The 25167-nt window shown below is 72.1% G+C and carries 20 protein-coding genes; 13 read left to right on the top strand and 7 right to left on the bottom strand.

Features of this window, described 5'->3' with window-relative positions:
- Positions 1-556: 556 nt before the first annotated feature.
- The 3 genes from rocD to LZF96_RS00240 form a co-directional block, all read right to left on the bottom strand.
- Positions 557-1843 carry an ornithine--oxo-acid transaminase gene (gene rocD, locus LZF96_RS00250; protein ID WP_233864428.1) on the bottom strand — a complete coding sequence of 429 codons (1287 nt, stop codon included), beginning with the start codon at positions 1841-1843 and terminating at the stop codon, positions 557-559.
- 69 nt (positions 1844-1912) lie between these two features.
- Positions 1913-2899, bottom strand: a complete 987-nt coding sequence (locus tag LZF96_RS00245; RefSeq protein WP_233864426.1) for a cytochrome c oxidase assembly protein — start codon at positions 2897-2899, stop codon at positions 1913-1915.
- 29 nt (positions 2900-2928) lie between these two features.
- Positions 2929-3408, bottom strand: coding sequence for a DUF2243 domain-containing protein (locus tag LZF96_RS00240; protein ID WP_233864424.1), 480 nt, complete (start codon positions 3406-3408; stop codon positions 2929-2931).
- Positions 3409-3596: 188 nt separating this feature from the next.
- Here LZF96_RS00240 and trpS point away from each other — a divergent pair, with 188 nt between their 5' ends.
- The 3 genes from trpS (at position 3597) to LZF96_RS00225 (ending at position 7208) form a co-directional block, all read left to right on the top strand.
- Positions 3597-4613 (top strand): tryptophan--tRNA ligase, encoded by a 1017-nt coding sequence (gene trpS / locus LZF96_RS00235; RefSeq protein ID WP_233864422.1) that lies wholly within the window; start codon positions 3597-3599, stop codon positions 4611-4613.
- 569 nt (positions 4614-5182) lie between these two features.
- Entirely contained in the window at positions 5183-5755 is a 573-nt protein-coding gene (locus tag LZF96_RS00230) for a 2'-5' RNA ligase family protein (protein WP_233864420.1), read from the top strand.
- A 499-nt stretch (positions 5756-6254) separates the two neighbouring features.
- On the top strand, positions 6255-7208 hold the full coding sequence (locus tag LZF96_RS00225) for a YihY/virulence factor BrkB family protein (protein ID WP_233864417.1): 954 nt from the start codon (positions 6255-6257) through the stop codon (positions 7206-7208).
- Here LZF96_RS00225 and LZF96_RS00220 read toward each other — a convergent pair.
- Positions 7105-8445 (bottom strand): D-alanyl-D-alanine carboxypeptidase family protein, encoded by a 1341-nt coding sequence (locus tag LZF96_RS00220; RefSeq protein WP_233864414.1) that lies wholly within the window; start codon positions 8443-8445, stop codon positions 7105-7107. The two genes, LZF96_RS00225 and LZF96_RS00220, sit on opposite strands and share 104 nt — an antisense overlap.
- Positions 8446-8799: 354 nt before the next feature.
- Between LZF96_RS00220 and LZF96_RS00215 the strand changes: the two genes are divergently transcribed.
- The 4 genes from LZF96_RS00215 (at position 8800) to LZF96_RS00200 (ending at position 13327) form a co-directional block, all read left to right on the top strand.
- Positions 8800-9051, top strand: coding sequence for an SCO4848 family membrane protein (locus LZF96_RS00215; RefSeq protein WP_233864411.1), 252 nt, complete (start codon positions 8800-8802; stop codon positions 9049-9051).
- A gap of 8 nt (positions 9052-9059) precedes the next feature.
- Positions 9060-10469 carry a metallophosphoesterase gene (locus tag LZF96_RS00210; RefSeq protein ID WP_233864404.1) on the top strand — a complete coding sequence of 470 codons (1410 nt, stop codon included), beginning with the start codon at positions 9060-9062 and terminating at the stop codon, positions 10467-10469.
- Between the two features lie 754 nt (positions 10470-11223).
- On the top strand, positions 11224-11562 hold the full coding sequence (locus tag LZF96_RS00205) for a carboxypeptidase-like regulatory domain-containing protein (RefSeq protein WP_233864402.1): 339 nt from the start codon (positions 11224-11226) through the stop codon (positions 11560-11562).
- Positions 11563-11698: 136 nt separating this feature from the next.
- On the top strand, positions 11699-13327 hold the full coding sequence (locus LZF96_RS00200) for an ABC transporter substrate-binding protein (protein WP_233864400.1): 1629 nt from the start codon (positions 11699-11701) through the stop codon (positions 13325-13327).
- A gap of 422 nt (positions 13328-13749) precedes the next feature.
- Here the strand turns inward: LZF96_RS00200 and LZF96_RS00195 are convergent, their stop codons facing one another.
- Entirely contained in the window at positions 13750-15117 is a 1368-nt protein-coding gene (locus LZF96_RS00195; RefSeq protein ID WP_233864398.1) for an FAD-binding oxidoreductase, read from the bottom strand.
- A gap of 300 nt (positions 15118-15417) precedes the next feature.
- On the opposite strand from LZF96_RS00195, the gene LZF96_RS00190 reads away from it, so the two are divergent.
- The gene (locus LZF96_RS00190; RefSeq protein ID WP_233864396.1) at positions 15418-16608 is read left to right on the top strand and encodes a hypothetical protein; all 1191 of its coding nucleotides are present in this window, start codon (positions 15418-15420) and stop codon (positions 16606-16608) included.
- Positions 16609-16721: 113 nt separating this feature from the next.
- Positions 16722-18443, top strand: a complete 1722-nt coding sequence (locus LZF96_RS00185; RefSeq protein WP_233864395.1) for a choice-of-anchor I family protein — start codon at positions 16722-16724, stop codon at positions 18441-18443.
- Between the two features lie 218 nt (positions 18444-18661).
- Here the strand turns inward: LZF96_RS00185 and LZF96_RS00180 are convergent, their stop codons facing one another.
- Positions 18662-19075: an ATP-binding protein gene (locus LZF96_RS00180; RefSeq protein WP_233864393.1), complete on the bottom strand. Its 414-nt coding sequence runs from the start codon at positions 19073-19075 to the stop codon at positions 18662-18664.
- Positions 19076-19998: 923 nt separating this feature from the next.
- Between LZF96_RS00180 and LZF96_RS00175 the strand changes: the two genes are divergently transcribed.
- Positions 19999-20997, top strand: a complete 999-nt coding sequence (locus tag LZF96_RS00175; RefSeq protein ID WP_233864391.1) for a hypothetical protein — start codon at positions 19999-20001, stop codon at positions 20995-20997.
- Between the two features lie 124 nt (positions 20998-21121).
- Here LZF96_RS00175 and LZF96_RS00170 read toward each other — a convergent pair whose 3' ends face one another.
- A complete protein-coding gene (locus LZF96_RS00170; RefSeq protein ID WP_233864390.1) occupies positions 21122-21946 on the bottom strand; it encodes an alpha/beta hydrolase in 825 nt (274 codons plus the stop codon).
- 464 nt (positions 21947-22410) lie between these two features.
- On the opposite strand from LZF96_RS00170, the gene LZF96_RS00165 reads away from it, so the two are divergent.
- The 3 genes from LZF96_RS00165 (at position 22411) to LZF96_RS00155 (ending at position 25154) form a co-directional block, all read left to right on the top strand.
- Positions 22411-23673 carry a hypothetical protein gene (locus LZF96_RS00165; RefSeq protein ID WP_233864389.1) on the top strand — a complete coding sequence of 421 codons (1263 nt, stop codon included), beginning with the start codon at positions 22411-22413 and terminating at the stop codon, positions 23671-23673.
- Positions 23674-23801: 128 nt separating this feature from the next.
- Positions 23802-24740 (top strand): immunity 49 family protein, encoded by a 939-nt coding sequence (locus LZF96_RS00160; protein ID WP_233864388.1) that lies wholly within the window; start codon positions 23802-23804, stop codon positions 24738-24740.
- A 150-nt stretch (positions 24741-24890) separates the two neighbouring features.
- On the top strand, positions 24891-25154 hold the full coding sequence (locus LZF96_RS00155; RefSeq protein ID WP_233864386.1) for a hypothetical protein: 264 nt from the start codon (positions 24891-24893) through the stop codon (positions 25152-25154).
- The last annotated feature ends 13 nt before the right edge of the window (positions 25155-25167 follow it).

Below are 25167 nucleotides of genomic sequence, written 5' to 3'. Positions count from 1 at the left end.
ACCCGGCCGCGCCCTTCGCGCCCCGGGGAGGCCCGTCCCCGGCCGAAGGCACCCGACCGCGTCGGGACGGGTTCCACCACCGCCCGGGACGCCGTTCACCGTACCGCGTTTCCGCAGGTGAAGACATGGGATGTCCCGGGGGAGCCCGGGGACGGCCGAAAAGGTGACGGGACATCGGGGAAAGCGCAGTCTGTTGGGCGTCGGGGCGTCCACAGGGCGGTCGCCCCGCCGGCCGGGCGGTCGGGCGCCACACCCCGGTCCGCCCGGCCGCGTCGAGCGGTGCGCGACCCGCACCGTTCGCACCTGTTCGCGATACCGGGCGGGGTCGCGTCCCGGCCCGGTATCGCCGCCGAACGTCGCCGGTGGGGCCCCGACACGGGGGTGGGGCCCCACCGGCGACGTGTCCGCCCGGAAGGACGCCGCGCCACGGGGGCGCGCGGACGCCACCCCGCCGTCACCGCACGGGGGATGACGGCGGGGCCGGCCGGGACCGGGGCGGAGGGAGACGGGGGAGGGGACGCGGGGGCACGGGTCTCGACCCCCGCCTCCGTCCGGCTCAGCGCGCCAGCACCTCCCGCAGCCGTTCCAACCCCCACATCAGGTCGCCCTCCCCGATCACCAGCGGTGGGGCGATCCGGATGGTGGACGCCCGGGTGTCCTTCACCAACACCCCCAGCTCCAGCATCCGCTCCGAGACCTCCCGCCCCGTGCCCAGCGCCGGGTCCACGTCCACGCCCGCCCACAGGCCGCGCCCGCGCACCGCGACCACCCCGCTGCCGGGGTCCTCCCGCAGCGCCGCCAGTTCGCGGTGCAGCGTTTCGCCCAGCGCGGTCGCCCGCCGCTGCGGCTCGCCCTCGCGGAGCATCGCGATCACCTCCAGCGCCACCGCGCAGGCCAGCGGGTTACCGCCGAAGGTGGAGCCGTGCTCGCCGGGACGGTGCACGGACAGCACCTCGTCCGACCCCACCACGGCGGAGACCGGTAGCAGCCCGCCACCCAGGGCCTTGCCCAACAGGTACAGGTCGGGGCGCACGCCCTCGTGTTCGCAGGCGAGGGTGCGGCCGGTACGACCCAGACCGGACTGGATCTCGTCGGCGATCATCAGCACGCCGTGTCGACGGGTCGTCTCCCGCACCGCCGCCAGATAGCCGGGCGGCGGGACGATCACCCCCGACTCGCCCTGGATCGGCTCGAGCAGCACCGCCGCGCAGGTGCCGTCGGCCGCCTCGATCGCGGCCCCCACCGCGTCGGCGTCCCCGTAGGGCACGATGTCGAAGCCGGGGGTGAAGGGGCCGTGGTCGGCGCGGGCCTCCTCATCGGTGGAGAAACCGACGATCGTGGTGGTCCGGCCGTGGAAGTTCTCCGCCGCGACGACGATCCGTGCCCGGTCGGCCGGCACACCGCGCACCCGGTAGGCCCACTTGCGGGCGGTCTTCACCCCGGTCTCCACGGCCTCGGCCCCGGTGTTCATCGGCAGCACCCGGTCCGTGCCGCACAGCTCGGCCAGCTCGGCGCAGAACCGACCGAACAGGTCGTGGTGGAAGGCGCGGGAGGTCAGGGTCAGGCGGTCCAGTTGGGCATGCGCCCGGGCCAGCAGCCGGGGGTGGCCGTGGCCGAAGTTGAGCGCCGAGTACCCGGCCAGCCAGTCCAGCAGCCGCCGGCCGGTGACATCGGTGACCCACGCCCCGGAACCGGAGGTCAGGACGACGGGCAGCGGATGGTAGTTGTGCGCCGAGTGGGCCTCCGCGAGGGCGATGAGAGCCACCGGGTCGGGGGCGCCGTCGGAGGGCTCCCCGGGAGCGTGGTGCCCGGTGTTCCCGGTGTGGGGGTCGCCGACCGTCATGGTCCCGCTCCTCTCCGCCGGCCCACCGCCCCCTCGCGGCGCGCCGCCCGCCTTCGTCCCCCGCGTCCGTCACCCGCCCCCGTCCCCCGGGGGTGGGGCCGGCGCCGGGGTCCCTCCCCCCACGGTGCGGGAAAGCGAGCGGGAGCGGAAGGGGCCGGCGCTCCCGGTCGTTCCGCCGGTCGCGGCCGAACCGGTGTCGGGGGCCGGTCGGGGGCGCGCCCGGCGTCGGGCGCGGGCCGTGGCGCGCCCGCCGGCGGTGTACCAGCCGACGGCCAGGACGACGGCGAGCGCCACCTCCACCGCGTCGCCGCCGTGGTACATCAGCAGCGCTCCCGTACGCAGGTCCTCCCCGGCCACGGCGGCGCCCGGCGGCGGATGGGCGTACAAACTCTTGGCGAGCACCGAGTGGGCGGCCCCGGCGAGCAGCAGTGTGCCGCCGCGCAGGGCGAGGCCGTGCCGACGGTGGACGGGATCCACCTGGCAGACAGTGAACGCGAACAGCAGCCCGGCGGCGAAGACGTGCAGGTGGAGGGCGGCGTGGGTGAGGGGGTGCGCCTGCGCCGCGCTCCACAGCGGCGTGCGGTACAGCAGCCACAGCGCGCCCACGTCGAGGAGCGCCGCCACCGGGGGCAGCAGGAGGACGAACCCCGGACGGGACCGGGCGAACGCGAGCGGCAGCCGCCGCAGCCGCCCGGGCGGCAGGACCCGGGGCAGCAGGCTCAGCGGGCGGCCGAGGACCAACAGCGGCGGGGCGACCATGCCCGCCGCCAGGTGGACGGCCATGTGGGCGGTGAAGGGTCCGCCGGGCAGCGGGCCGAGGGCCGCGTACACCAGGGTCGCGCCGCCGGCCACGAAGGAGAGGTCCCGGACGGGGGGCCAGGCGTCCCCGCGCCGACGCAGCCGGCCGGCCGCGAGCAGGTACGCGAGGACGACCGCGCAGACGAGGAGCGCGGCGAGCGCCGGCAGCGGGATCGGGAGCAGCGGGATCGGGAGCAGGGGACTCGGGGGACCGTCGTGGGCGTGGGCGTGGGCGTGGGCGTGGGCGTACGCGGTCACGGTCGCGGGCGTCGGGAACACGGCCCGGTTCACCGGCCCGTTCCCCGGCGCCGGTGGGCCCGCACCGCCAGGCCGGCCCCCACCGCCAACAGGAGCACGGCGAACGCGTTCCACGCCAGGTCGTAGGGGAGGAGGTCCACCCCGTACCGGACCTGGTGCAGTCGCAGCACCTTGTGCAGCACGAGCCCGTCGAGGAGCTGGAAGGCGCCGGCTCCCAGGAAGAACCCGGCCACGGCATGCGCCCGGGAAAGCGCTCCCCGTCGACGCAGGTCGCACAGGAGGGTGAAGCCGGCGACCAGGGCGAGCAGTTCGGCGGTGTGCAACAACCCGTCCGACATCAGGCCCACGGCCGGTGTGGAACGGTCCCAGAAGTGATGCCAGCCCAGCAGTTGATGGAAGACGATCTCGTCGATCGCCGCCATCAGCCCCGCCCCGATCAGCGCGCACACCCACAGGGAGCGACGCGGAGGTAGGGCCTCGACGGAGGTGGTGGGGGAGGGAGCGTTCATGCGGACCTCTCGGGGCGGGGGGCGCGGTCCGGGGCCCGGGTACCCGGGCGCGCGCCCCGTGACACGGGCACGGTGCCCCGGCGCGCGCGCCGTGACGGGGGACGGTGTCCCGACGTGCCCGGGGCGTCCCCCGTTCCCCCGGTGGACGAGCGGGTTCCGGCGTCGGTGGGTGCTGCCAGAATGGGGGCATGGCCACTGATCGTCGTCCTCGCGTGCTCTCCGGGATCCAGCCCACCTCAGGCTCCTTCCACCTCGGCAACTACCTCGGCGCGGTCCGCCAGTGGGTGGCGCTGCAGGAGAGCCACGACGCCTTCTACATGGTGGTGGACCTGCACGCGATCACGGTGCCGCAGGACCCGGCGCGGCTGCGCGAGTCCACCCGGCTGGCCGCCGCCCAACTGCTGGGCGCGGGTCTGGACCCGGAGCGCTGCACGCTGTTCGTCCAGAGCCACCTGTCGGAGCACGCCCAGCTCGGATGGGTGATGAACTGCATGACCGGCTTCGGTGAGGCGAGCCGGATGACGCAGTTCAAGGACAAGTCCGCCAAGCAGGGCGCCGAGGGCACCACGGTGGGGCTGTTCACCTACCCGGTCCTCCAGGTGGCGGACATCCTGCTCTACCAGGCCGACCGGGTGCCGGTGGGTGAGGACCAGCGGCAGCACGTGGAGTTGACCCGGGATGTCGCGGAGCGGTTCAACGCCCGCTACGGCCACACCTTCACCGTGCCGCAGCCGCACATCGTCCGGGAGACGGCGAAGATCTACGACCTCCAGGACCCGACCGCCAAGATGAGCAAGTCCTCGGCGGGCGCCAAGGGGCGGATCGACCTGATGGACGAGCCGAAGGCCTCGGCGAAGAAGTTCCGCAGCGCCGTCACCGACACCGGTACCGAGGTGCGGTACGACCCGGAGCACAAGCCCGGCGTGAGCAACCTGCTGGTGATCTACTCCGCCCTGACCGGGATCACCGTGCCGGAGTTGGAGGAGAAGTTCACCGGGCAGCTGTACGGGCCGCTGAAGACCGAGGTGGCCGGGGTCTTCACCGATTGGGTGACGCCCTTCCGCACCCGGGTGCTGGAGTACCTGGACGATCCGGCGGAGCTGGACCGGCTGTTGGCGCGCGGCGCGGAGAAGGCGCGGGCTGTCGCGTCCGTCACGCTGCGCGACACCTACGACCGCGTGGGCTTCCTGCCGCCGGCTCCCTGAGCTGCGACGGGTCGGGGTGATACGGACTTTCGGCCCGGTGTCGGGGGGCGGAGGACCGTTCGCGTTACGGCCCCCCGCCCGCCACACTGGCACGGGGCCGCGACCCGTCCGACGCGTCCGACGCGTCCGACCCGTCCGACCCGTCCGACCCGTCCGGCGGACTCACCCGATATCGATCGGGTACAGAAGGGTACGAGTCGGTGCGGTTGGGTACAGATCGGTCTCGGTGGTCGGTGGAACCGTCCACCCGGCCCGGCGCGGCGCGGTGTGACGGGGCATCACGGGACACGACGGGGCACCACCGGATACACGGGACGAAGCGGGAATCGAGCGAAACGGAGAGGGCCACGGGCACGGCAGTCGGGGACGCCGCGGAACGAGCGGCTCACCAGCGGTCCGCGTCGAGGACGCGGACGCTTCGGCAGGCGGAGGCGTCGCGGGGAGGGGCCCCGCGTTCCACGGGATCAATCGGTTCGGCGCGTCCGACCGGTTCAACGGGGTCGTCGGTTTCAACGGGGTCGATGGTGTCGTCCGCGCGCGCATCGCGCGTCACTCGGGAGGAGATGCTGGTGGGGACCGTCACGCTCGGCGTGTCGCTCGCTGTCCCGGAGCCGCACGGCAGCCTGTTGCAGCAATATCGCTTCGGTGTGGGTGACACCGCGGCGTCCGGTATCCCCACCCACGTCACGTTGGTGCCGCCGACGGTCATCGGGATCGGCGAACGTCCGGCCGTGGAGGATCACCTGGCGGCCATCGCCGCCTCCGGGCGCCCGTTCCCCATGCGGCTGTCGGGCACGGACACCTTCCGTCCGCTGTCGCCGGTGGTGTTCGTCCGGGTGGTGCAGGGCGGTACCGCCTGCGGTCGACTCCAGGAACGCATCCGGGACCCGCGCGGGCCGCTGGCCCGGGAGTTGGGCTTTCCCTACCACCCCCATGTGACGGTGGCGCACGGCATCGCCGAGGAGGCGATGGACCGCGCGCAGCGGGATCTGGCCGGGTACGAGGCGGAGTGGACCGTGCCGGGGTTCGCCCTCTACGAGCAGGGCGCGGCGGACGGCGTATGGCGCCCGCGCCGCGAGTTCCGCTTCCCGAGCGGAGCACTGCCGCAGCAGCGGATGGCGCTGCGGCGGATGACGGCCTGACCGACCGACCGGCTCCCCGCCGCACCGGCCCGTCACGGAGCCACCGCGGCGGGTGATCCACCCGTCCCGGGCGGTCCGGGCGTTCCGGCGGCCGGCCGCCGCGGCGGTCCGGTGGCCCCGGGCGTCGCCGTCACGGGGCCGGTCGTTCCGGCGGGGACACGGTCCGGTGGTCCCGGGGGCCGTCGCCCCGGATGGTACGGAGCCGGCGGGAGGTCGGCCGTTCGGACGGTCGGCCCGGCTCCGGAGGTCGCCTGTTCCGCACGGCGCGCGGTGTTGTGCGGAACGCCTTCGCCCGTCCCGGGTGCCGTCGTTCCGGGCGGTCCGGGCTCCCGGCCGGGCTCCCGCCGCCGGTCACCGCCCCGGCCATGGGCGTGCCCCCGCCCGGAAACGGCCCGCGTGCGTGTCGCCGTCCGCTTCCCCCCTCGCCGATCCCGTCCCGCGTAACGTGCCCGTTCGAACATCTTCCGGGAGCGAACGCGAGGACGGGCCGGGACGGACCATGGACGAGGCGACGAAGGAGAAGCTCGGCGGCCTCCCCGTGGTGGGACCGCTCCTGGCGTGGCTGTTCCGCAGCCGTCCGTGGCGGGTGTACGAGCACATGGACGCCCGGCGCTGGACCCGGCTCGCCGCCGCCATCACCTTCAGCAGCTTCCTGGCCTTCTTCCCGGTCCTGGCGCTCGGGGTGGCCATCTCCTCGTCGGTGTTGGACGACGAGGGCATGGCCACGGTTCGGGACTGGGTGGCCGATCAGGTGCCGGGCATCTCGGAGAACCTGGACCTCGGCGGGTTGATCGACAACGCCGGCACGATCGGTCTGGTCGCCCTGCTGTTCCTGCTCCCCACCGGCGCCGGCTGGGTGGAGGCGACCCGGGGCTGCCTGCGGTCACTGTGGGATCTGGGCGATCCGGGGGAGAGCGCCCTGCTGCGGCGGGCCAAGGACGTCGGTGTCCTGGCCGGGCTGGGCGGGGTGGTGCTGCTCTCGCTGGTGGCCTCCGGCCTCGCCGTCTCGGTCACCCGCCTGCCGGCGCAGGAGGCGATCGACGGGCCGGTCGGCCGGGTCCTGCTCCAACTCGTGGCGCACCTGGTGGCGGTGGGCATCACCTTCGTGCTGATGCTGTACCTGTTGGTGTGGCTGCCGGGGGTCCGGCCACCCCGGACCGACACGATCGTGGCCTGCCTGATCGGGGCGGTCGGCTTCGAACTCCTCAAGGCCCTGCTGAGCGGCTACCTGACGGGCATCGCCACCCGCAGTCTCTACGGCGCGTTCGGTGTGCCGATCGCGCTGTTGGTGTGGATGAACCTGATGGCCAAGCTGCTGGTGTTCTGCGGTGCCTGGACGGCGACGGCGGTCACGCCCGGGGAAAGGCCCGCCGCCGACGCCCTGGCAGGGGACGACGCCGGTGGAACAGCCGACGTCCCCACAGCGCCGCCGCTGTCAGGGTCGTCGCGCTGAGCAGCAGGATTCCGACGGCACCGATGCCGCCCGTTCCCGCGCCGGTGGCGCCCGCCTCGCCGTTCGCTCCGGCCGTGACGCCGGTGCCGTCCGGCTGCGGGGCGGCGGCCGCCTCGGCGGCCGCGGCCTCGGCGAGTTCGGTCAGCGAGGGGACCAGCTCACCGATCGGTTCGACCCGGCCGGTCGCCCCGAAACCCCAGTCGAGCAGGTCGGCCGTCTCCCGGTAGACGCGCAGTCGGTCGCCGTCCTCGGGGTTCATGACCGTCACGATCATGGTGCGGCCGTCGCGTTCGGCGATGCCGGTGAAGGTGTGGCCGGCCTTGGAGGTGTAGCCGTTCTTGCCGCCGAGGATGCCGGGGTAGCGGTCCAGGCCGGCGGCGCCGACCAGCAGCCGGTTGGTGCTGCGGATCTCGAAGCTCTCGCGCTTCTTCCCCTTGCCCTTACCGGGGAAGGCGTAGGTCTCGACGGCGGCGTAGCGACGGAACTCGGGGTTCTCCAGCCCGGCCCGGGCGATCAGGGTGAGGTCGTAGGCGGAGGAGAGCTGGCCCTCGCCGTCGTAGCCGTCGGGATTGACGACGGTGGTGTCCATCGCCTGGAGCTCGACGGCCCGCTCGTTCATGCGGCGGGTGACCTCGTCGAGTCCGCCGTTCATGGCGGACAGGGCGTGCACGGCGTCGTTGCCGGAGGCGAGGAAGACGCCGTGCCACAGGTCCTCGACGGTGTAGTCGTGGCCGTCGGAGATGCCCACCGCGCTGCTGCCGGCGCCCAGTCGGCCGAAGTCGAGGGGATCGGCGCGGTAGACGTCCTCGGGATCGGTGTCGGCGAGCAGGGTGTCGGCGAAGAGCATCTTGAGGGTGCTCGCGGGAGCCAGGCGGCGGTGGGCGTCGCGGGCGGCCAGCACCTCCCCGGTGTCGGCGTCGGCGACGATCCAGGACCGGGCGGTGGTCTTCGGCAGGGCGGGTGCGCCCTTCAGGGGCTGCACCCGGGTGCCCCGCAGTCCCAGTTGTTCGCCGCCGATGACCCCGGAGGGGGCGGCGGGGGAGCCCGCGCCGGTGGTGGTGCCGCTGCTCGCGGGGACGGCGGCGCCGGGCGCCGGGCGGGAGCCCTCGGTGGAGTCGGCGGCCGTGGCGGGAGTGGCCAGCAGCAGACCGGGCAGCAGGAGGGTACCGAGGACGAGGCCGGTGCGGCGGCGTCCGGCACCCCGGGGGGTGCGGACGGTCCGGCCGTCCCCGGTCACGGGAGCCGTGTCGGCGGTATCGGTCGTACCGGTGGTCGTATCGGTACGACCACCGGTACGAGACGCATCACTCCGAACCGCATTGATGCGACAAGATGACAAATGATGGATCGACACAGGGCGAACCTACCTGTGAATTCGTGGACCCGGATGGCCAGGGGAGCCGAACCGGTGACCCACCGGGGCATCCGGGGGAGGACCGCGGCGCGTATTCATCCGTCTGGTGGCACCCGGTCGGAAGGTCGGGGCCGGGAGTCGGCGGGCAGCGCGGGACCACCACCCCCGCCTTCCCGGCGGCGCCCCCGGGCACCACCCCCGGGAAAGGTCCTCACCGTGGAAAGGGATACTTGAACGATGAAGCTCGGCCGCGGCGTGTCCTGGTTCCTCCTCGCCTTCGGTGCCTGGAGCTGGTTCATCTGGATCAGCTTCGTGCGCAACCTCACCCGGGACGCCAGTGGCCTCGCCTTCGACGACGCCGGCGCCCCCACCGGTTACTTCTGGGTGCACCTCGCGCTCGCCGTCGTGTCCTTCGTACTCGGCACCCTGATCGGACTCATCGGTTTCCGCTCCCTGCGCGTCCTGCACCGTGAGAACGATCGCCCCTGAGGAGCTCCATGATCGCCCTGTTCCTGCTCGTCGTCATCGCGCTGTTCGGCAGCGTCCACTGGTATCTGTGGCGTCGCCTGGTGCGGGACGTCTCCGCGCCCGGCACCACCTGGCGGCGGGTGGGCACCGTCCTCGCCGTGGTGATGCCGATCCTGATGATCACGGCCCAGGTCGCGGGCAACATCGGTGTCCCGTTCGGTGTGGAACGGGTCCTCGCCTGGCCCGGCTACTACTGGTTCGTCATCATGCTCTACCTGCTCCTGCCGCTCCTGGCGGCGGAGCCGGTGCGCCCCCTCGCCCGGCGCGTCCTCGCCCGACGCGCCGCCCGGACCGCCACGCCGGCCGCCGTCGGCCCGGGTGAACCCGACGGGCTCCGGCCCGGGACCCCGGAGACCGTCGCCGGTGGGGGCGGGGACGGTCTCGTCGGCACCGCGTCCGCGGAGACCGGCGCCGGGGAGTCCGGCACGGGGCAGGGTGACACCACCCACCGCGGCGGGCGCACCGCCACCGCGCTGGCGGAGCACGAGCCGGGCGACGCCGGGGTCACCGACACCGACGCGCCCGGGAACCCGACCGACACCACCGGTCCGAGGGACCCGGGCCGCCGGCTCTTCGTCGCCCGCACGGTCGCCCTGGGCGCCGCCGCCATCGCCGCCGGCACCACCACCTACGGCACCCTGGCCGCGCGCCATCCGGTGATCAAGGAGGTCACCGTCCCGCTGCGCGGTCTGCCGCGTTCCGCCCACGGTTACCGGATCGCGGTGGTTAGCGACATCCACCTCGGGCCGATCCTCGGCGGCTCGCACTGCCGCCGCGTCGTGGAGGCGGTGAACAGCACCCAGCCCGACCTGGTGACCATCGTCGGCGACCTGGTCGACGCCGGCGTGGAGGATCTGCGCTCGGCCGCCGCCCCGCTCGCCGACCTCCGGTCCCGCGACGGCTCCTGGTACGTCACCGGGAACCACGAGTACTACGTGGGCGCCGAACAGTGGATCGACCACGTCCGCGAACTCGGCATCACTCCGCTGGAGAACGCGCGCGAGGAACTGCCCTGGTTCGACCTCGCCGGCGTCAACGACCTGGCCGGCGAGGACAGCGGTCAGGGGCCCGACCTGGAGGCGGCGCTCGCCGACCGCGACCCGCGACGCACCTCGGTGCTCATGGCCCACCAGCCGGTGTTCGTCCACGAGGCCGTGGAGCACAACGTGGACCTCCAGCTCTCCGGTCACACCCACGGCGGGCAGATGTGGCCCGGCACCCACCTCGCCGATCTGGCCAACCCGACCCTGGCCGGGCTGGAGCGGTACGGCGACACCCAGCTGTACGTCACGCGCGGCGCCGGTAGTTGGGGCCCGCCGGTGCGGGTGGGCGCCGAGCCGGACATCACGGTCGTCCGCCTCGCCTCCCCGGAGGCCTGAGCGACTCCGCCGCGACCCCGCCGGGCGCCGGACGCGACACCTCGCGCCCGGGGCCCGGCTTTCCCGTTCGCGGTGTCGGTCGGCGCCGGCGCCCCGACACCGCGAACCCGCCCGAGGGTCGGCGTCGTCCCACTTCGTGGACACCCCGATTCCCCCGCCGGCTCCCGGGGAAGGGGATTCGGGTGTGACGCGGGCCGGGGAAGCGGGGGAACCGCCGGGCGGGGGCCGATGGGGCGAAGAAGCACCGCCTTTCCGACGCCTGGGCCCATCGACCGGTATCCGGTGGCCCGGAGACTCCACGATGGTCCCGCGCCGATGTCACCCCGTCGCCCGATCACCCTCCCGGTCACCACTTTCTCCCCGAAACCGGGGAGAATCCCGACGATCCTCCTTCGGTCGTCCGCTTTCTCCCCGATATCTCCGCCAATCCTCCCCGGACTCCCGGAATCCGGCATTCCGCATGAAACCGGCGTGGGGTGATCCCGGTATGCCCCAACGACTCCCTGGGGTGTCCACCCGCCCCCGTTGGAGGGAAACCCGGACGTTCCACTCCCGGTCGGGCACAACCATTCGGGCCGCCCTGGTGTCCTTGGTAACGAGACGACAACGTCCGGAGGGGGAAAACGGGATCCCGACGGGCAGGAGAGACATCGACCACATTCCACGACCCCACCGGACATCGCCGGAGATCGCGCGGGATGCCCGACGACCCACCCGATCACCTGTGATGTCCACCTCATCGAGGAGTCACGACATGACGGAGTCCCTGACCTCCGACCTCGCCCCCGAGCCCGCCGAACCACCCGACCCACACCTCATCAGCGGTGTCGTCCGGGACTCCTTCGGCGTCGCCCTGCCCCGCGCCCTGGTGACCCTGGCGGCCGACGGGGGCAACGGTCGTCAGCTCGACAAGACCCGCAGCGCCACCGATGGGGCCTTCAGCATCAGGGCCCCGCACAGCGGTGAATACCTGCTCGCGGCCTTCTCCCCGCAACTCGGTGGGGAGAGCGTGCTGGTAACGCTGGACGGTCGACCGGTCACCGTGGAGTTCCGGATCGAGGTCCCCGGAACGGAGGGGCCGGTAGCCGACTGATCACGTCGCGAGTTGTGGCCGGTCCGTTGCCTCCCCGCCGGTGCGGGCTACATGCGCCTATGGTTGGCTGAGCGCGCGAGAGGTCTGTGGCTCGCGACGGATTCGAATTGAGAGAGGCGCGGCGGTAGTGCGAGCGATGGGGGCTAAAGGGGGCATAGGCATCGGCCTGGCCGTGCTGTTGGTGATCGGTGCCGTCGGCGGATGGCTGTTGTTCGCCTCCGGTGACGACCAGGAGGACCCGATCGTGGTGGGTGTGACGGACCGGGCCGACTCCCTGGATCCGGCCTACAGCTACGCCGCGGGGTCCTGGGATCTCTACGGCAACGTGTTCCAGAGCCTGCTCACCCTGAAGGCCGGTTCCGACACCCCGGTGCCCGACGCGGCCGAGAGCTGCGCGTTCACCGACAATGCCTTCCAGGTGTACCGCTGCACGCTGAGGGACGATCTGACCTTCAGCTCCGGTCGGGAGGTCACCGCGGAGGACGTGAAGTTCTCCGTCGACCGCATCCACGCGATGGTCCAGCGTGCCGCCGACGAGGCCGCGGACGACAGCATCCCGGACGAGGAGAAGTTCGTCTACACCGGTCCCGGCAGCCTCGTCAACGGCATCGAGGCCGTGCGGGTGGACGGACTGGACGTCATCTTCGAGCTCGGTGAGCCCGACGTGACCTTCCCCTACATCCTGGCCGGTGGCGCCGTCTCCATCGTGGACCGCGAGGAGTACGAGCTGGACACCCCGCGCGACGACGGCAAGGCCGTCGGCTCGGGCGTCTACACCCTCGAGGAGTTCCGGCTGATCAACGACGAGACCGGCGAGGCCGGTATCGCCGTTCTCCGGCCGAACCCGAACTACAAGGGTGTCAAGGAGGTCTCCTCCTACCCGGTGACCCTGAACTACTACACCGGTCCGGACACCCTCCAGGAGGCCTGGGAGGGCGAGGAGATCGATGTCATCGCCGGTCAGCTGAACCCCGCGGACATCCTCGCCATCGACCAGAACGACCCGGACATCCGCTACTCGGAGATCACCGGCTCGGCGATCCGCATGATCATAAACTCCGGCCAGGGCGACTCCCCGGCCGCCGAGACGCCGGTGCGCCGGGCGATCGCCACCCTCATCGACCGCGAGGCCATCGCCCGTCAGGTCCGACTGCAGACGGTGGAGTCCGCGTACTCGCTGGTCCCGGTCGGTGTCATCGGCCACGGCACCCCGTACTACGACCTGTACGGCCAGATGAGCCCCGCCGACGTGCGGGAGGAACTGGAGGGCGAGGGTTACACGCTGCCGATCGACCTGCACCTCGGCTTCGCCGGTCAGGTGCACGCCGAGGAGGTCGCCTTCATCGCGGAGACCCTGGGGGCCGACGGCATCTTCGACGTCGAGGTCACCGAGTTCGCCACGGTCGGTGAGGTTCTCGGCGCGGCGGCGAGCAACGACGTCGACTCCTACTTCGTCGGTTGGAACCCCGACTTCGCCGACCCGGACACCTACACCTCCGCGCTGCTGATGGAGGACTCGGTGCTGGGCCACGGCTGGGGCACCCCGGAGATCGACGAGCTGATCGCCGACACCCGCAGCCAGCCGCAGCGGGCCAACACCATGGACACCTTCCGCGAGATCCACGCGCTCGCGGCCGAGGAAGCGGTGGTCGTCCCGATCTGGCAGAACCGCAACTTCACCGTGAGCCTTCGCGAGATCACCGGTATCCAGCAGCTCCGCGACGCGGGCGGCATCTTCCGCCTGTGGGAGCTGGGCCGGATCTGATCCGGTCCGCGCCCCTCGCGCACCACGGCACGCACGGCCCGGCCCCGGCGGAATCCTCCGCCGGGGCCGGGCCGTTTCGGTGTCCGGAGCCGCCGGGGCGAAGAGACTCACGCCAACATCAGTCACATCGGCGAAACCAACATTTTTGTTGGTCCACCGAGCGTGAGTCTGCCGAGCGTGAGTCTGCCGGGTGGGAGTCTGCCGGGTGGGAGGGAGCGGGGCGTGGATCATTTCATCGGGCGTGACGAGGAACTGGGCCGACTGACCCGTCTTCTGCGGAAGGTCGAGAACGGCGGACGCGGTGGCCCGGGCCGGGGTCGCGGTGGAGGGCGTCACCGCCGTCGGCCCCGCAGACCTGCTCACCGCCTGGCGGTGAGCGACCCCGGCCCGGCCCCGGCCCTCCCCGGCCCCGCCCGGACCGGTCAGAACACCTTGCCGGGGTTGAGGATGTTCAGCGGGTCGAAGGCCGCCTTGATCCCCCGGTGCAGCTCCATCGCCACCGGCCCCAGCTCCCGCGCCAGCCACTCCTTCTTCAGCACGCCCACCCCGTGCTCACCGGTGATCGTGCCGCCCAACTCCAGCCCCAGCGCCATGATCGCGTCGAAGGAGGCCCGGGCACGGGCCGACTCCTCCGGGTCGCGGGCGTCGAAGCACACCGTCGGGTGGGTGTTGCCGTCCCCGGCGTGCGCGACGACCCCGATCGTCAGCTCGTACTCCGCGGCGATCCGCTCCACCCCGGCGATGAACGCCCCCAACTCCGAGCGCCCCACGCACACGTCGTCGATCATCGTCACGCCCTTGACCGCCTCCAGCGCCGGCAACGCCGTGCGCCGGGCGGCCAACAGCATCTCCGACTCCGCCGCGTCCTCCGCCGGCACCACCGAAGAGGCACCCGCCTCCTCGCAGAGCACCCCCACCCGGGCCAGATCGGCGGCCGGATCGGGGGTGTCGAAGGCCGCCAGGAGCAGCGCCCCGGTCGTCTCCGGCAGCCCCATCCGGGTCATCGCGTTGACCGCGCGCAGCGTCGTGCGGTCCATCAGCTCCAGCATCGACGGGGTGTGACCGTCGGCCATGATCCGGCACACCGCCTCGCCGGCCGCCGCCGTGGAGTCGAACTCGGCCGCCAGCACCAACCGCGGCGGAGGCACCGGGCGCAACGCCAGCGTCGCCCCGACCACCACGCCCAGGCTCCCCTCGGAACCGACGAACAGACGGGTCAGGTCGTACCCGGCGACCCCCTTGGCGGTGCGCCGACCGGTGCGCAGTAGCCGCCCGTCGGCGAGTACCACCTCCAGGCCGAGCACGTACTCGGCCGTCACCCCGTACTTCACGCAGCACAGTCCCCCGGAGCCGGTACCGATGTTCCCGCCGATCGTGCACTGCTCCCAGCTGGAGGGATCCGGCGGGTAACACAGCCCGTGCGCGGCCACCGCCTTGCCCAGATCCGCGTTGACCACACCCGGCTCGACCACCGCGATCCGGTTCACCGGGTCGATCTCCAGGATCCGGTCCATCCGTACCAGGGAGAGCACCACGCAGCCGTCGGTGGCGTTCGCCGCCCCCGACAACCCCGTGCGGGCGCCCTGCGGCACCACCGGCACCCGCAGGTCGTGCGCCACCCGCAACACGTGTCGCACCTCCTCGGTGGTGCGGGGCAACACCACGGCGGCGGGGGCGCCTGCGGGGCAGAAGCTCGCCATGTCGTGCGCGTAGGAGGCGGTGACGTCGTCGTCCACGAGGACCGCCCCGTCGGGCAGACCCTCCCGCAGCCGGGAAACGAGGGTGCTCATACCCGATAGCCTGCCACCGCCGGGGCGGCGGGAACCGGCCGGGACGCGTCGGGTGGTGCCGCGTGCGGTGGATCGGACCCCGGCGGGCCGGGTCGGGTCGCGGCGGCCCTTTGCCGGCGGCGCGGTGGTCGGGTGGCGCGGTGGTCGGGTGGCGCGGTGGTCGGGTGGTCCCCATCGGTGCCCCCGCACCCCTTCCGGCACGGGCCGGGAAGCCGGATGATCACGGAACGAACGAACCCGACCGTCACCCGGCCCGGAGGATACCGGGCCGGGTGACGGGGGACGCGGAGGAGTGGCGCCATGCGATGGCGACGGGCCTGGATACCGGCCACGGCGACCCCGACCGCCCTGGCGGCGATGCTCTGGATCCTGTGCTCGCCGAGAGTGCACGCCCGGCTGCTGGCCCTGGCGGAGGGCGTGCGGGAACACCCCTTCCCGCTGGTCTCCACGGCCGGCCCCGGCGTGGTGGAGAACTGGGTGCGCGCCTGGCTGACCCGCCCGCCCCGCTCCGGCCCGGAAGTCGGGTCGTCATCGGGTGGCGGCCCCTGGCGGGAGGAGGTACCGGCCCCGCTCGTCCACGACGTCTGGCAGCCGGCGGCCCAATGGCTTCAGGTCGGTGTCCTGCTCGCGCTCTGCGCGGTGGGGGTGCTGTGGACGGTCCGCCGCTTCCCGCCCGGCCGCGCCTCCCACCGGGTGCTCATCCCGCTCTGCGTGTGGGCCTGGACCACCGCGTCGGCGGCCGTCGCGATCCCCGCCGGACACCTGTTGCGCGCGCTGCCCCGGGGCCACTTCTCCCGGCGGGAACTGATCGGCTCCGCCATGACCGAGGGCCTCCCGCTGATCGCCCTGTTGGCGGTACCGACCGCGTTGGTGGCCCTGGCTGCGGCCGGGTTCGCCCGGAGCCTGCCCCGACTCACCCCGCCCCGACCCGAACCCGCCCTCCCCGCTCCGCCCACTCCGGAGGCCGCCCTGACGGCCGGGCTCGCCGGCGGGGTCGTGACCGGCGCGCTGCTCCTGTTCACCCTGGCACCGCTGTGGGAACGCCTGCTCCTCGACACCCCCCTGCACCGGCTCCCGGCCGCCATCACACGCTGGCTGCTGCCGGTGGCGGGATCGGCGGAGGCGTCGGAGGGGGTGCGGCTGTACGGGTCGGGTGTGCGGGCGGTGGTCCCGGCCACGATCGTCGTCGTCGCCGGACTGGTGGTCGCCGCCCGGCTCTCACGCGGCCGGTCCCCGCTGGACCTCGGCGTCCTCGGCGTGGTCACGGCCGTCTGCGCGACCACCCTCGCCTTCCCCATCCTGTGGATCACCCGCCCTCCCCGGGACCTGGCGTTGTCGCTGGACCACGCCTACCACCACCTGCCGGGGATGCTCACCGCCGGTTTCCTCTCCGGACTGGTCACCGCCCTGGTGCTGCGCCGGGTCGAACGCGGCGGGGGCGCCGGCGGGGTCGGATCTGCCGGGAACCGGGCGTCGGTCGGCGGGTCCTGAACCCTCGGAAGGCCGCCGGAGGCGCTCCGCACCGGCGGTGTTGCGGGGGACTTCACCTTCCGCCGGCCGTCCGTTCACCCCGGGTGCGCCGCCGGCCGACACGATCGCCTCCCATGAACAGCCGTACCGAACGCCCCCGTCGCCCCCGCCCCGCCGGCCGTACCGTGCCGCGCACCGGCGTCCTCCTCGTCGGCGCCCTCGCCCTGGGGGCCGGCCTGCTCGCCCCCTCCGTCGCGGGCGCCGCCCCGAAGCCGGGCCCGAAGCCCGCCCCGGAGGCCCCCGGTGCCGGCGACCTCGATCTGAGCCTCATCGGCCGGTACGACAGCGGCGTGTACGGCGAGTCCGCCGCCGAGATCACCGCCTGGGACCCGGACACCGAGCGCCTGTTCGTGGTCAGCGCGGTCGCCGGCACGGTGGACGTCCTGGACCTCTCCGACCCCACCGACCCCCGGAAGGTCGGCGAGCTGGACACCCCCGGCGCCAACAGCGTCGCCGTGCACGACGGCCTGATCGCCGTCGCCCGCGAGGCATCCCCGAAGACCGCCCCCGGCACGGTCGCCTTCTTCCGCGCCTCCGACCTGCGACCCATCCGCGAGGTGACCGTCGGCGCCCTGCCCGACGCCCTGACCTTCACCCCCGACGGCAAGCGGGTCGTCGTCGCCAACGAGGGCGAGCCCGACTCCTACTGCGCCGACGGCGTGGACCCCGAGGGCACGATCAGCGTCATCACCATCCCGAACGGCACCCGCACCACCACCCTCAACGGCGTGCGCGTCGCCACCGCCGACTTCCGCGCCTGGAACGGCCGCGAGGACGAACTGCGCGCCGCCGGCGTCCGGATCCTCGGCCCCGGCGCCTCCGCCGCCCGCGACCTGGAGCCCGAGTACGTCGCGGTCTCCGAGGACTCGAAGACCGCGTGGGTCACTCTCCAGGAGAACAACGCGATCGCCGTCGTCCACCTGCCGAGCGCCCGGGTCACCGACGTCGTGCCGCTGGGCCTCAAGGACCACTCGCTGCCCGGCAACGGTCTGGACGCCTCCGACCGCGACAACGCGATCAACATCACCGGGTGGCCGGTCATGGGCATGTACCAGCCGGACTCCATCGCCGCCTTCACCGCCCCGGACGCCGGTGGGAAGCCGGGCAGGGGCGGTAAGCCGGGCAAGGCCGGGAAGGGCGAGGAGTTCCTGGTCATCGCCAACGAGGGCGACGCCCGCGACTGGGGCTGCTACGCGGAGGAGGTCCGGGTCAACGCCCTGATCCTGTCGCCCGAGGTGTTCCCGAACGCCGCCGAGCTGCGGAACAACGCCAACCTCGGCCGGTTGACCGTATCGGTGGAGTCCCCGCGTGACGAGCAGGGGCGTGCCACCGAACTGCACGTCTTCGGCGGCCGGTCCGTCTCCGTGCTGGACTCCGAGGGCCGGATGGTCTGGGACTCCGGCGACCACCTGGAGCGACTGACAGCCGAGCTGTTCCCGGAGGACTTCAACGCCAACAACAGCGCGAACGGCTCCTTCGACAGCCGCAGCGACAACAAGGGCCCCGAGCCCGAGGGCGTGGTCGTCGGCACCGTGAACGACACCCCGTACGCCTTCGTCGGCCTGGAGCGGATCGGCGGAGTGGTGGTCTACGACCTCACCGACCCGCGCGCCCCGCGCCCGGCCGGGTACGTCAACAGCCGGGACTTCTCCGGCGACGCCGAGACCGGTACCGCCGGTGACCTGGGGCCGGAAGGGCTGGCCTTCATCCCGGCCGGGGAGAGCCCGAACGGTCGCCCGCTGCTGGTCGTCGCCCACGAGGTCAGCGGCACCACGGCGGTCTACGAGATCTCCTGACACCCCCGGACCACGCGCCCCGGGCCCGGCGGATTCCCCGCCGGGGCCGGGGCGCGTCCGTGGGCGGGGTGGCCGAGCCCCTTGGTCGCCTCTCAACGACACAGACCTACAGAAAAACTTTAGTTTCGTGCTCCGGTGATGCAGGAAACTAAAAGAAAACTGGAGGAAGCGGCTGTCGGGTGACTCCGTGCTCGGAGATGACACCGTTCATATGGAAATCATTCCAGTCCTACCACGCACCACACCACCTTCCCGCCGGTGGGTGGCCGGAAGTACCCCCACTCCTTGGAAACTGCCTCCACGATGAACAGCCCTCGGCCGTTCTCCGCTCTGGGACCCACGAGCCCTGTGCGGATCGGAGGTTGGGGGAAGCCGTCCGCCACCTCGATTACCACCTTGCCGGGGGAGTGGGTCAATGTCAGCGAGATGCGTGTCAACGGAGCGTTCGGCGTCCCCTCGGCAATACGTACCGCGTTGGTGACCAGCTCGCTGACGCACAGTTCGACCGTGTCGATTCGCTCCGCCACCAGGCCCCGGGAGCCGAGGAGGCTGCGGCAATGGCGACGGGCCCATGTCGCGGCGTCGCGTTGACCGGCCAGCTCCAACCGGCTGACCAGTCGTTCACCATTCACGGCCGGTCTCCCGGCTCTCCGGGACGGTCTTCTCGAGCGGCTCGATCAACCGAACCGGGCCATCGATCTCGCGTTCCCTGTCCGCGCCGGACAACAGAGACGTGTTCGCAGGGGTTTCGACGTGAAGGTGGTTGCATGGTCTCGGCTCCTCACCCCGTTCGCTGGACAAGTGGGGGAACGGGGTTACCGAGCCTGATGACTTCTGTCACCGGCGCCAACCACGGCCATGTATAAGCCGGTATACGTCCGTTGTATTGCCACCCGCCTTCCCCGTCCGGCAATACGCTGGCACGCACAAGTTGGCATGACAGGGTGGGAGCATCAACGGTATGGCACCACAACAACCGGTTCGCCACTGCCCGTGCGGTACCCGGCTGGCCAGGGACAACGCCGGAAACAAGTGCGGGGCCTGTACTCGACGGGAGCGATCTTCGGCAGGGCAACCACCGAACCCTCCCGCCGAGTTCTGGCGGCACTCGCGGATGCGTGACGCCTTGGAGGAGTGGCACTTCGGAAAGGTGTTCCACGCCTACCGCACTCATCCGTACCACCCGCGCCCCATCCCCCAGGGGGCCGTCGCCGACTGGCTGGGCCTGACCCAGGCCCAGCTCAGCCGTATCGAGAACGGAGCGGCTCCGCAAGACCTCTCCAAACTCATGAGCTGGGCGCATATCCTCGCCGTTCCGGCGGATCTACTCTGGTTCAAGCTGCCGGGAAGCGATCACCGGTACACCGCTCCTGTTTCGAATCAGTCGAGTGAGAGCGAGCGGCGGAAGGCCGAGCCGTCATGCCGAACCCGGGCATCCGCGCCGCCTCCCATCACGACCGACGGTCATCCCCTCCCCGAAGCGATTCACCTCGACAGATCGGACGATCTGTCGATGCCCCGAGGCGACGGTTTCGCCAGTACAGGACACGAGGCCATGAGTCCACTCCACCGCAGAACATTGCTCGGAGGCATTGCCGCCACCGCTCTGCCCGTCCCGGGCCCGGAAGGAATCCGGCGCTTTGTAGCCGTCCCGGAGAATTCCCGCCACTGTTTCGAGGGGTCGGCCTTCGACTACTTTCGTATTCAACTGGAGAGCGCCAAACGCGACGACGGGTCCCTCGGGCCGGGAAGGACATTGCCGGTTGTCCTCGGACTGCTCCGCTCCATCGAACAGCACGCACGCGACGTTGGGTCGAGTGATCGCCGCGAGCTGTTGTCGGTCGGCGCCGACGGCGCCGAGTTCGCCGGCTGGCTGTACCGCGACATCCATCAGCCCGCTCGGGCCGGGTTCTGGTACGACCGGGCCATGGAGTGGGCGCAGGAGGCCGACAACGCCGCCATGCAGGGCTACGTCCTGCTCAAGAAGTCCCAGATGGCCTATGACGACCGTGACGCGCTGCGAGTGCTCGGCCTGGCCCGGGCGGCTCGTCACGAGCGGTGGCGACTACCGCAGCGTGTCCGTGCGGAGGTCACCCAGCAGGAAGCTCTCGGACTGGCCATGACCGGTGAATCCCCGGACGCCGTCAAGCGGAAGTTGGACGAATCGCGCAGCTTGCTGATCACCGTGTCGGATGACGATCCGAACCCGCTCGGGGCCTACTTCACCGAGGACACCTTGATGCTCCGCAACGCCGTCGCGTACACCGAGGTGGGAAAGCCGGGCATGGCCGTGCGGTTGTTCGGGGAGACGATCGCCTCCGGTGCCCTGTCACCCCGGGACACCGGGTTCTTCAACGCCCGGAGAGCGGTCGCCATGGCGCTCTGCGGCGAGCCGGATGAGGCCGCCGAGCTGGGCCGGGTGTCCGCCGAAGTGGCCCACACCATGAAGTCCGAGCGAACGCTGTGCGTCCTCGCCGACGCCCTGCGCACCCTTGGTCGGTGGAGCGGCCGGCCTGCGGTACGGGATTTCCGCGAGGCTCTGCGTGCTTCGTGACGGGTGTGAAGGGTGATTTTCGGGACCGGGGTATTCGGTGGGAGGCCGGGCTGCGGACAACGGGCTCGCTTCCGGTCGGGACGCCCACCTCCGGCGCCCGGTGATCGAGGAAGGAGGAAAGGCGTCACCCTTCTCCCGGTTGGGTCACCCAATCCGCCACCGTTCGGATCACGAACGCCTGCCACTCCCGACTTCGCGGGTCGAGGTATCGCGGGTCGTCGTGGGCGGCGAAGCCGTGCTGGGCACCCTCGATCTCGACCAGTTGGCACGGAGCCCGGAACCGGGAGACGGCCGACTTGGAACTCTCGAACGGCACGAGTGTGTCTCCGGTGCCGTGCACGATGAGCGTCGGTGCCTCGACATCGCCCAGCGCCTCATGGGGGCGTAGCCAGAAGACCTCGTTGAAGATGGGGCGCCCGTGCCTGAGTGTCGGTGTGAACTGGATGAAGCCTTCCGAGGCCAACTTCCGGGCGGCCTCTTCCTCCAACCGGTCGTTATCCCAGAACGGCCGGCTGTCGATGGTCCGCTTCTTGTAGTCCAGTTGGGGGTTGAGGAGCACCAGGCGCGAGACCTTGTCGGGACACCGGGCGGCGTAGTAGGCGCAGATTCCACCGCCGAAGCTGGCCCCGAGCAAGGTGACTTCCCCGACCCCGGTCACCTCCCGGGTGTACTCCAGCGCGACCCGGATGTCGTTGAGGATGGCGGACAGGGTCAGGTCCTCCTGACGCCCTTCACTCCGTCCGTGCCCCCGAAGGTCGAAGCGCAACGAAGCCGCGCCGGCCTCGCGCAACCCGACCGCCAACCGAGTGAAGAAGCCCCCTTCCTCCCGGGTGACACCTCCGCCGTGGACGAGCACCACCGCCCGATGAGTTGGTCGTTCCGGAATGACCAGGGTGCCCGCCAGGTGAAGACCGTCGAGGGTCCGAACGCTCACGTCAGTCGTCGGCATGGGGCAAGGGTAGGGACTGCGGAGCGTCCGCGTACGGATGACTCCACGATGTTTCCCGGGAGAGCCCCACGCGTCCTTCGGGAGGGGTGCCTTCTCCGGTTCCGCCGCGCTGCTCGTGGGGGTCGGCGGTAAGCGGTCAGACCGGACGTATGGAATCGGGCCGTGTCCGTTCGACCGGGTGATCGCGGAGGTGCCCGGTGGGCGGTTCACCGGGCGGCGGAAAACCGCCGGGCGGTGGGGCGGCGGCCTTTGTAAAGAACCGGGGGAAAGAACCCTCCCACCCACCCTCCCCCAAGGCTTTCACCCGTTCGGGTGAGCTGAATTGGAAACCGGTTCCGGTGGGGATATGGTCGCGGCGAACGGGGGATATCCACCCCGGAAAACAACCGCACAAAGCTTCGGCCCCCGTACGGGACTGGCATCCCGCCGAGGGCCTAACCGATCAGGAAGCAGGACCCTTCCCAATGGCTGTAGCCCAGATTAGCGTGCCCGGATGCGGGTTGCTGCACATCCGCGTCAAGCAGACCAAGAACTTCACGATTCTACCGAATCCGCTCGTTCAGCGACCCGGAAGTGCCACGGCCTGCGGCATCGCTTCCTATTTGTTTTCGCTGAAGGACGGCACGCTGATCAGTATTGATCGGTTGTGCGAACACTTCGACGAGGGTCGCACCCGGATCCGGCGAGGGCTCGCCGAGTTGGAGCGGGACGGCTGGATCGAGCGCCGCCCCGAGCGCGCCCCCGACGGCACCATCCGCACCCGTACCGTCCTGCACGACGTGCCGAGGAAGCCGGGCGGCCCGGATGGTCCCGGGGAACCGGCCGACCGCTCGCCCAAGACCGCCGTGGCGGCCGAGCGAGCCGCCCTGCCCGGCGTCGGCGAGCACCCGCTCTCCCCGGTGTCCCCGCCCCACCGACGCCGTCCGCCGGGCGTCCTCTCCCTCGCGGCCGGCCCGTTCGCCGCACCGGCGGTCACGGTGTCCGGAGCGCCCGGCGCGCCATCTCCGGCCGTGCCGGGGCCCCTCGCCACCTCCAGGGCCTTCGCACCCGGTCGGTTCCCCGGACAGCCGTCCGTCATCTCGGGACCCGCGACCGCCGTCCCGGCCCGGGCCGGGACGTTCCTCGCACCCGTCCCCACCCCCGACCCGGGGGCTTCCACGAGCGTCGTCGCACCGCCGGTGCCGGTGCCGGCTCCGGTGCCCCGGCCGCGTCCGCCGATGGCCGACCTCCGAGAAACCGGGGGCTCCACCCCGGCACCCGCCCCCGACGGCCGATCGGCGGCGCTCCTGGCCGGGCTGCGGCGGCACGACCCCCGGCTGTGCCTCTCCGTCGCCGAGGCGAGCGCCCTCGCCCCCGCCGTGGACCGCTGGTTCGGCGTCGACGCGACGCCCGAGGAGATCGTGCGCGCCCTCACCACGAACCTCCCGGTGGCCTTCGTCTCCCGCCCGGCCCGGCTCCTGGAGCACCGCCTGCGCGCCCACCTCCCCGCCCCGCGCCCGGGGCCACCCTCCGATTCCGCGCCCCCTGCCTCCCCGCCGCCGCTGCGGACCTGCGTCGACTGCGACAGGGTCGCCTTCCGCAGCACCACCCGCACCCACTGCACCACCTGCGCCCCGGATCAGCTTCCTACTCGCAGGCCGCACAGCTGCGAATCGGGACGGCCGGGCCGGGCCCCGTGGGCCGCCGCCGTCCTCGGCGCGTCCGCCCCAAAGGCCCCGGCGTCGTGAGAGGGGAAAGCCGGATGACGGGGAGCACGGCGGTGGCCCACGGCCCCCACCGGCGGACCCGGGCGAATGTCCGAACCCGTTGATAACGTGCCGCATCCGATGGGGAAGATCATGAAAGGGCGGCAGCCGTGCGGGAAGTGACGTGTCATGGGATCGACGAGGAGCGCGTGGCCCGGGCGCTCGACGACATCGCCTCACGGACGTGGAGGTGGTGGCACCAAATGAGCCACGACGGCCCGTCCCCGGAGAGGTTCGGGGAGATGCGCGATGAACTCCTCGACCACGTCGCCGCCCGGGTCGCGGAGGATCCCGCGCTCGACGAGTCGTCGCGCTCGGCGTTGCGGACGGCCGCCGAGTGCTCCCTGGGCGCGTTGAGCATCGGTTGCTTCCCCAACGGCGACCAGGAGATCCCCCTGCCGCTCATCGATGAGGGGTTCAGCAGCGCGGACATGGCCTTCCAGGACCTCGTCCGGCACGCGCCCACGGCGGAGACGTGGGTCGACACCTTCGCGATATGCCTGGTCAGCGGCCTGGTGTGGGAATGGAAAAGAGTGATCGGGTTGTTGCTGCGAGAGGATTTCGCGCCCGCCATCCGCGACGGGGTGCCGTACTCGAGGTGGGACTCCACGTCGAATCCGGCGGACCTCGCCGCGATGGACGCGTTGTGCGGCTACCTGAGCCGGGCGAGCGGTCACCTGCCCTCGGATTGGCCCGTCGTCACCCTGCGCAAGCCGGACGCCGAGGAACGAGCCGAGGCCGCCCGGCGACTGGACGCGACCGGTCCCCTGTCGCCCGACCATCGCCTCCTTCGCGTTCTCCTCGACGACGATCCACATGCCTTCGAGCGGGCTCTCGAGGCTCGGCTCATCGAGTACCGGGAGAGCGTGGGGCCCGACCCCGCCCCCCGAACCCTGTTGCCGCTCGGTGTCCTCGCCCCGGTCGCGCTCGCGATCCAGGCGCACGGGTGGAGCCCGGGGGTCCGCTCGGACTACCTGCCGCCCGGCATGCCGGGCTCCCCGGACGCACTGCGGCGAGCGGCGGACTCCGACGGGCGGAACGCCGGATAAGCCGGGTCGGCCGGGCCACCGGGGAGCCCTCCGATTCCCCGGGGGGCGATGGGGCCGCTCCCCGGGGAACCGCAGGGAACCACTGCGGGACAGGGGATGGGATGGGGCGGCGGAGGGGTGTGGTTACCGGCGATCGTCGGTGGAGGGACGTTGACGCTCCTGCTTTTCGTGATGGGGATGGCGGAGAGCCCGGTTCAGGGCGGCTTCATCGTGAACCCGTGGGGGGAGCGGTTCCACTCCTGGACGCTCGCCCGGGGCCGGGTCCCGTGGCCCCGCGTGGCGATGGTCGAACCCCTCCCTGGCCACCCCTTGCTCCCCGTGTGGGCGCGGGGCCTCCGGTACGCGGTGCTGTTCACGGTGACGGTGGCCCTCGCCCGGGCCACCGTCCGATCGCTGCCGGGGTCGGGGTCCTGACACGGCCGTCGCC

Origin of the sequence: Streptomyces sp. ST2-7A (assembly GCF_021390475.1) — a bacterium.
Taxonomy (GTDB): domain Bacteria; phylum Actinomycetota; class Actinomycetes; order Streptomycetales; family Streptomycetaceae; genus Streptomyces.
The sequence above is the reverse complement of the archived record's forward strand: the minus strand, read 5'-3'. Positions and strand labels throughout refer to the sequence as shown.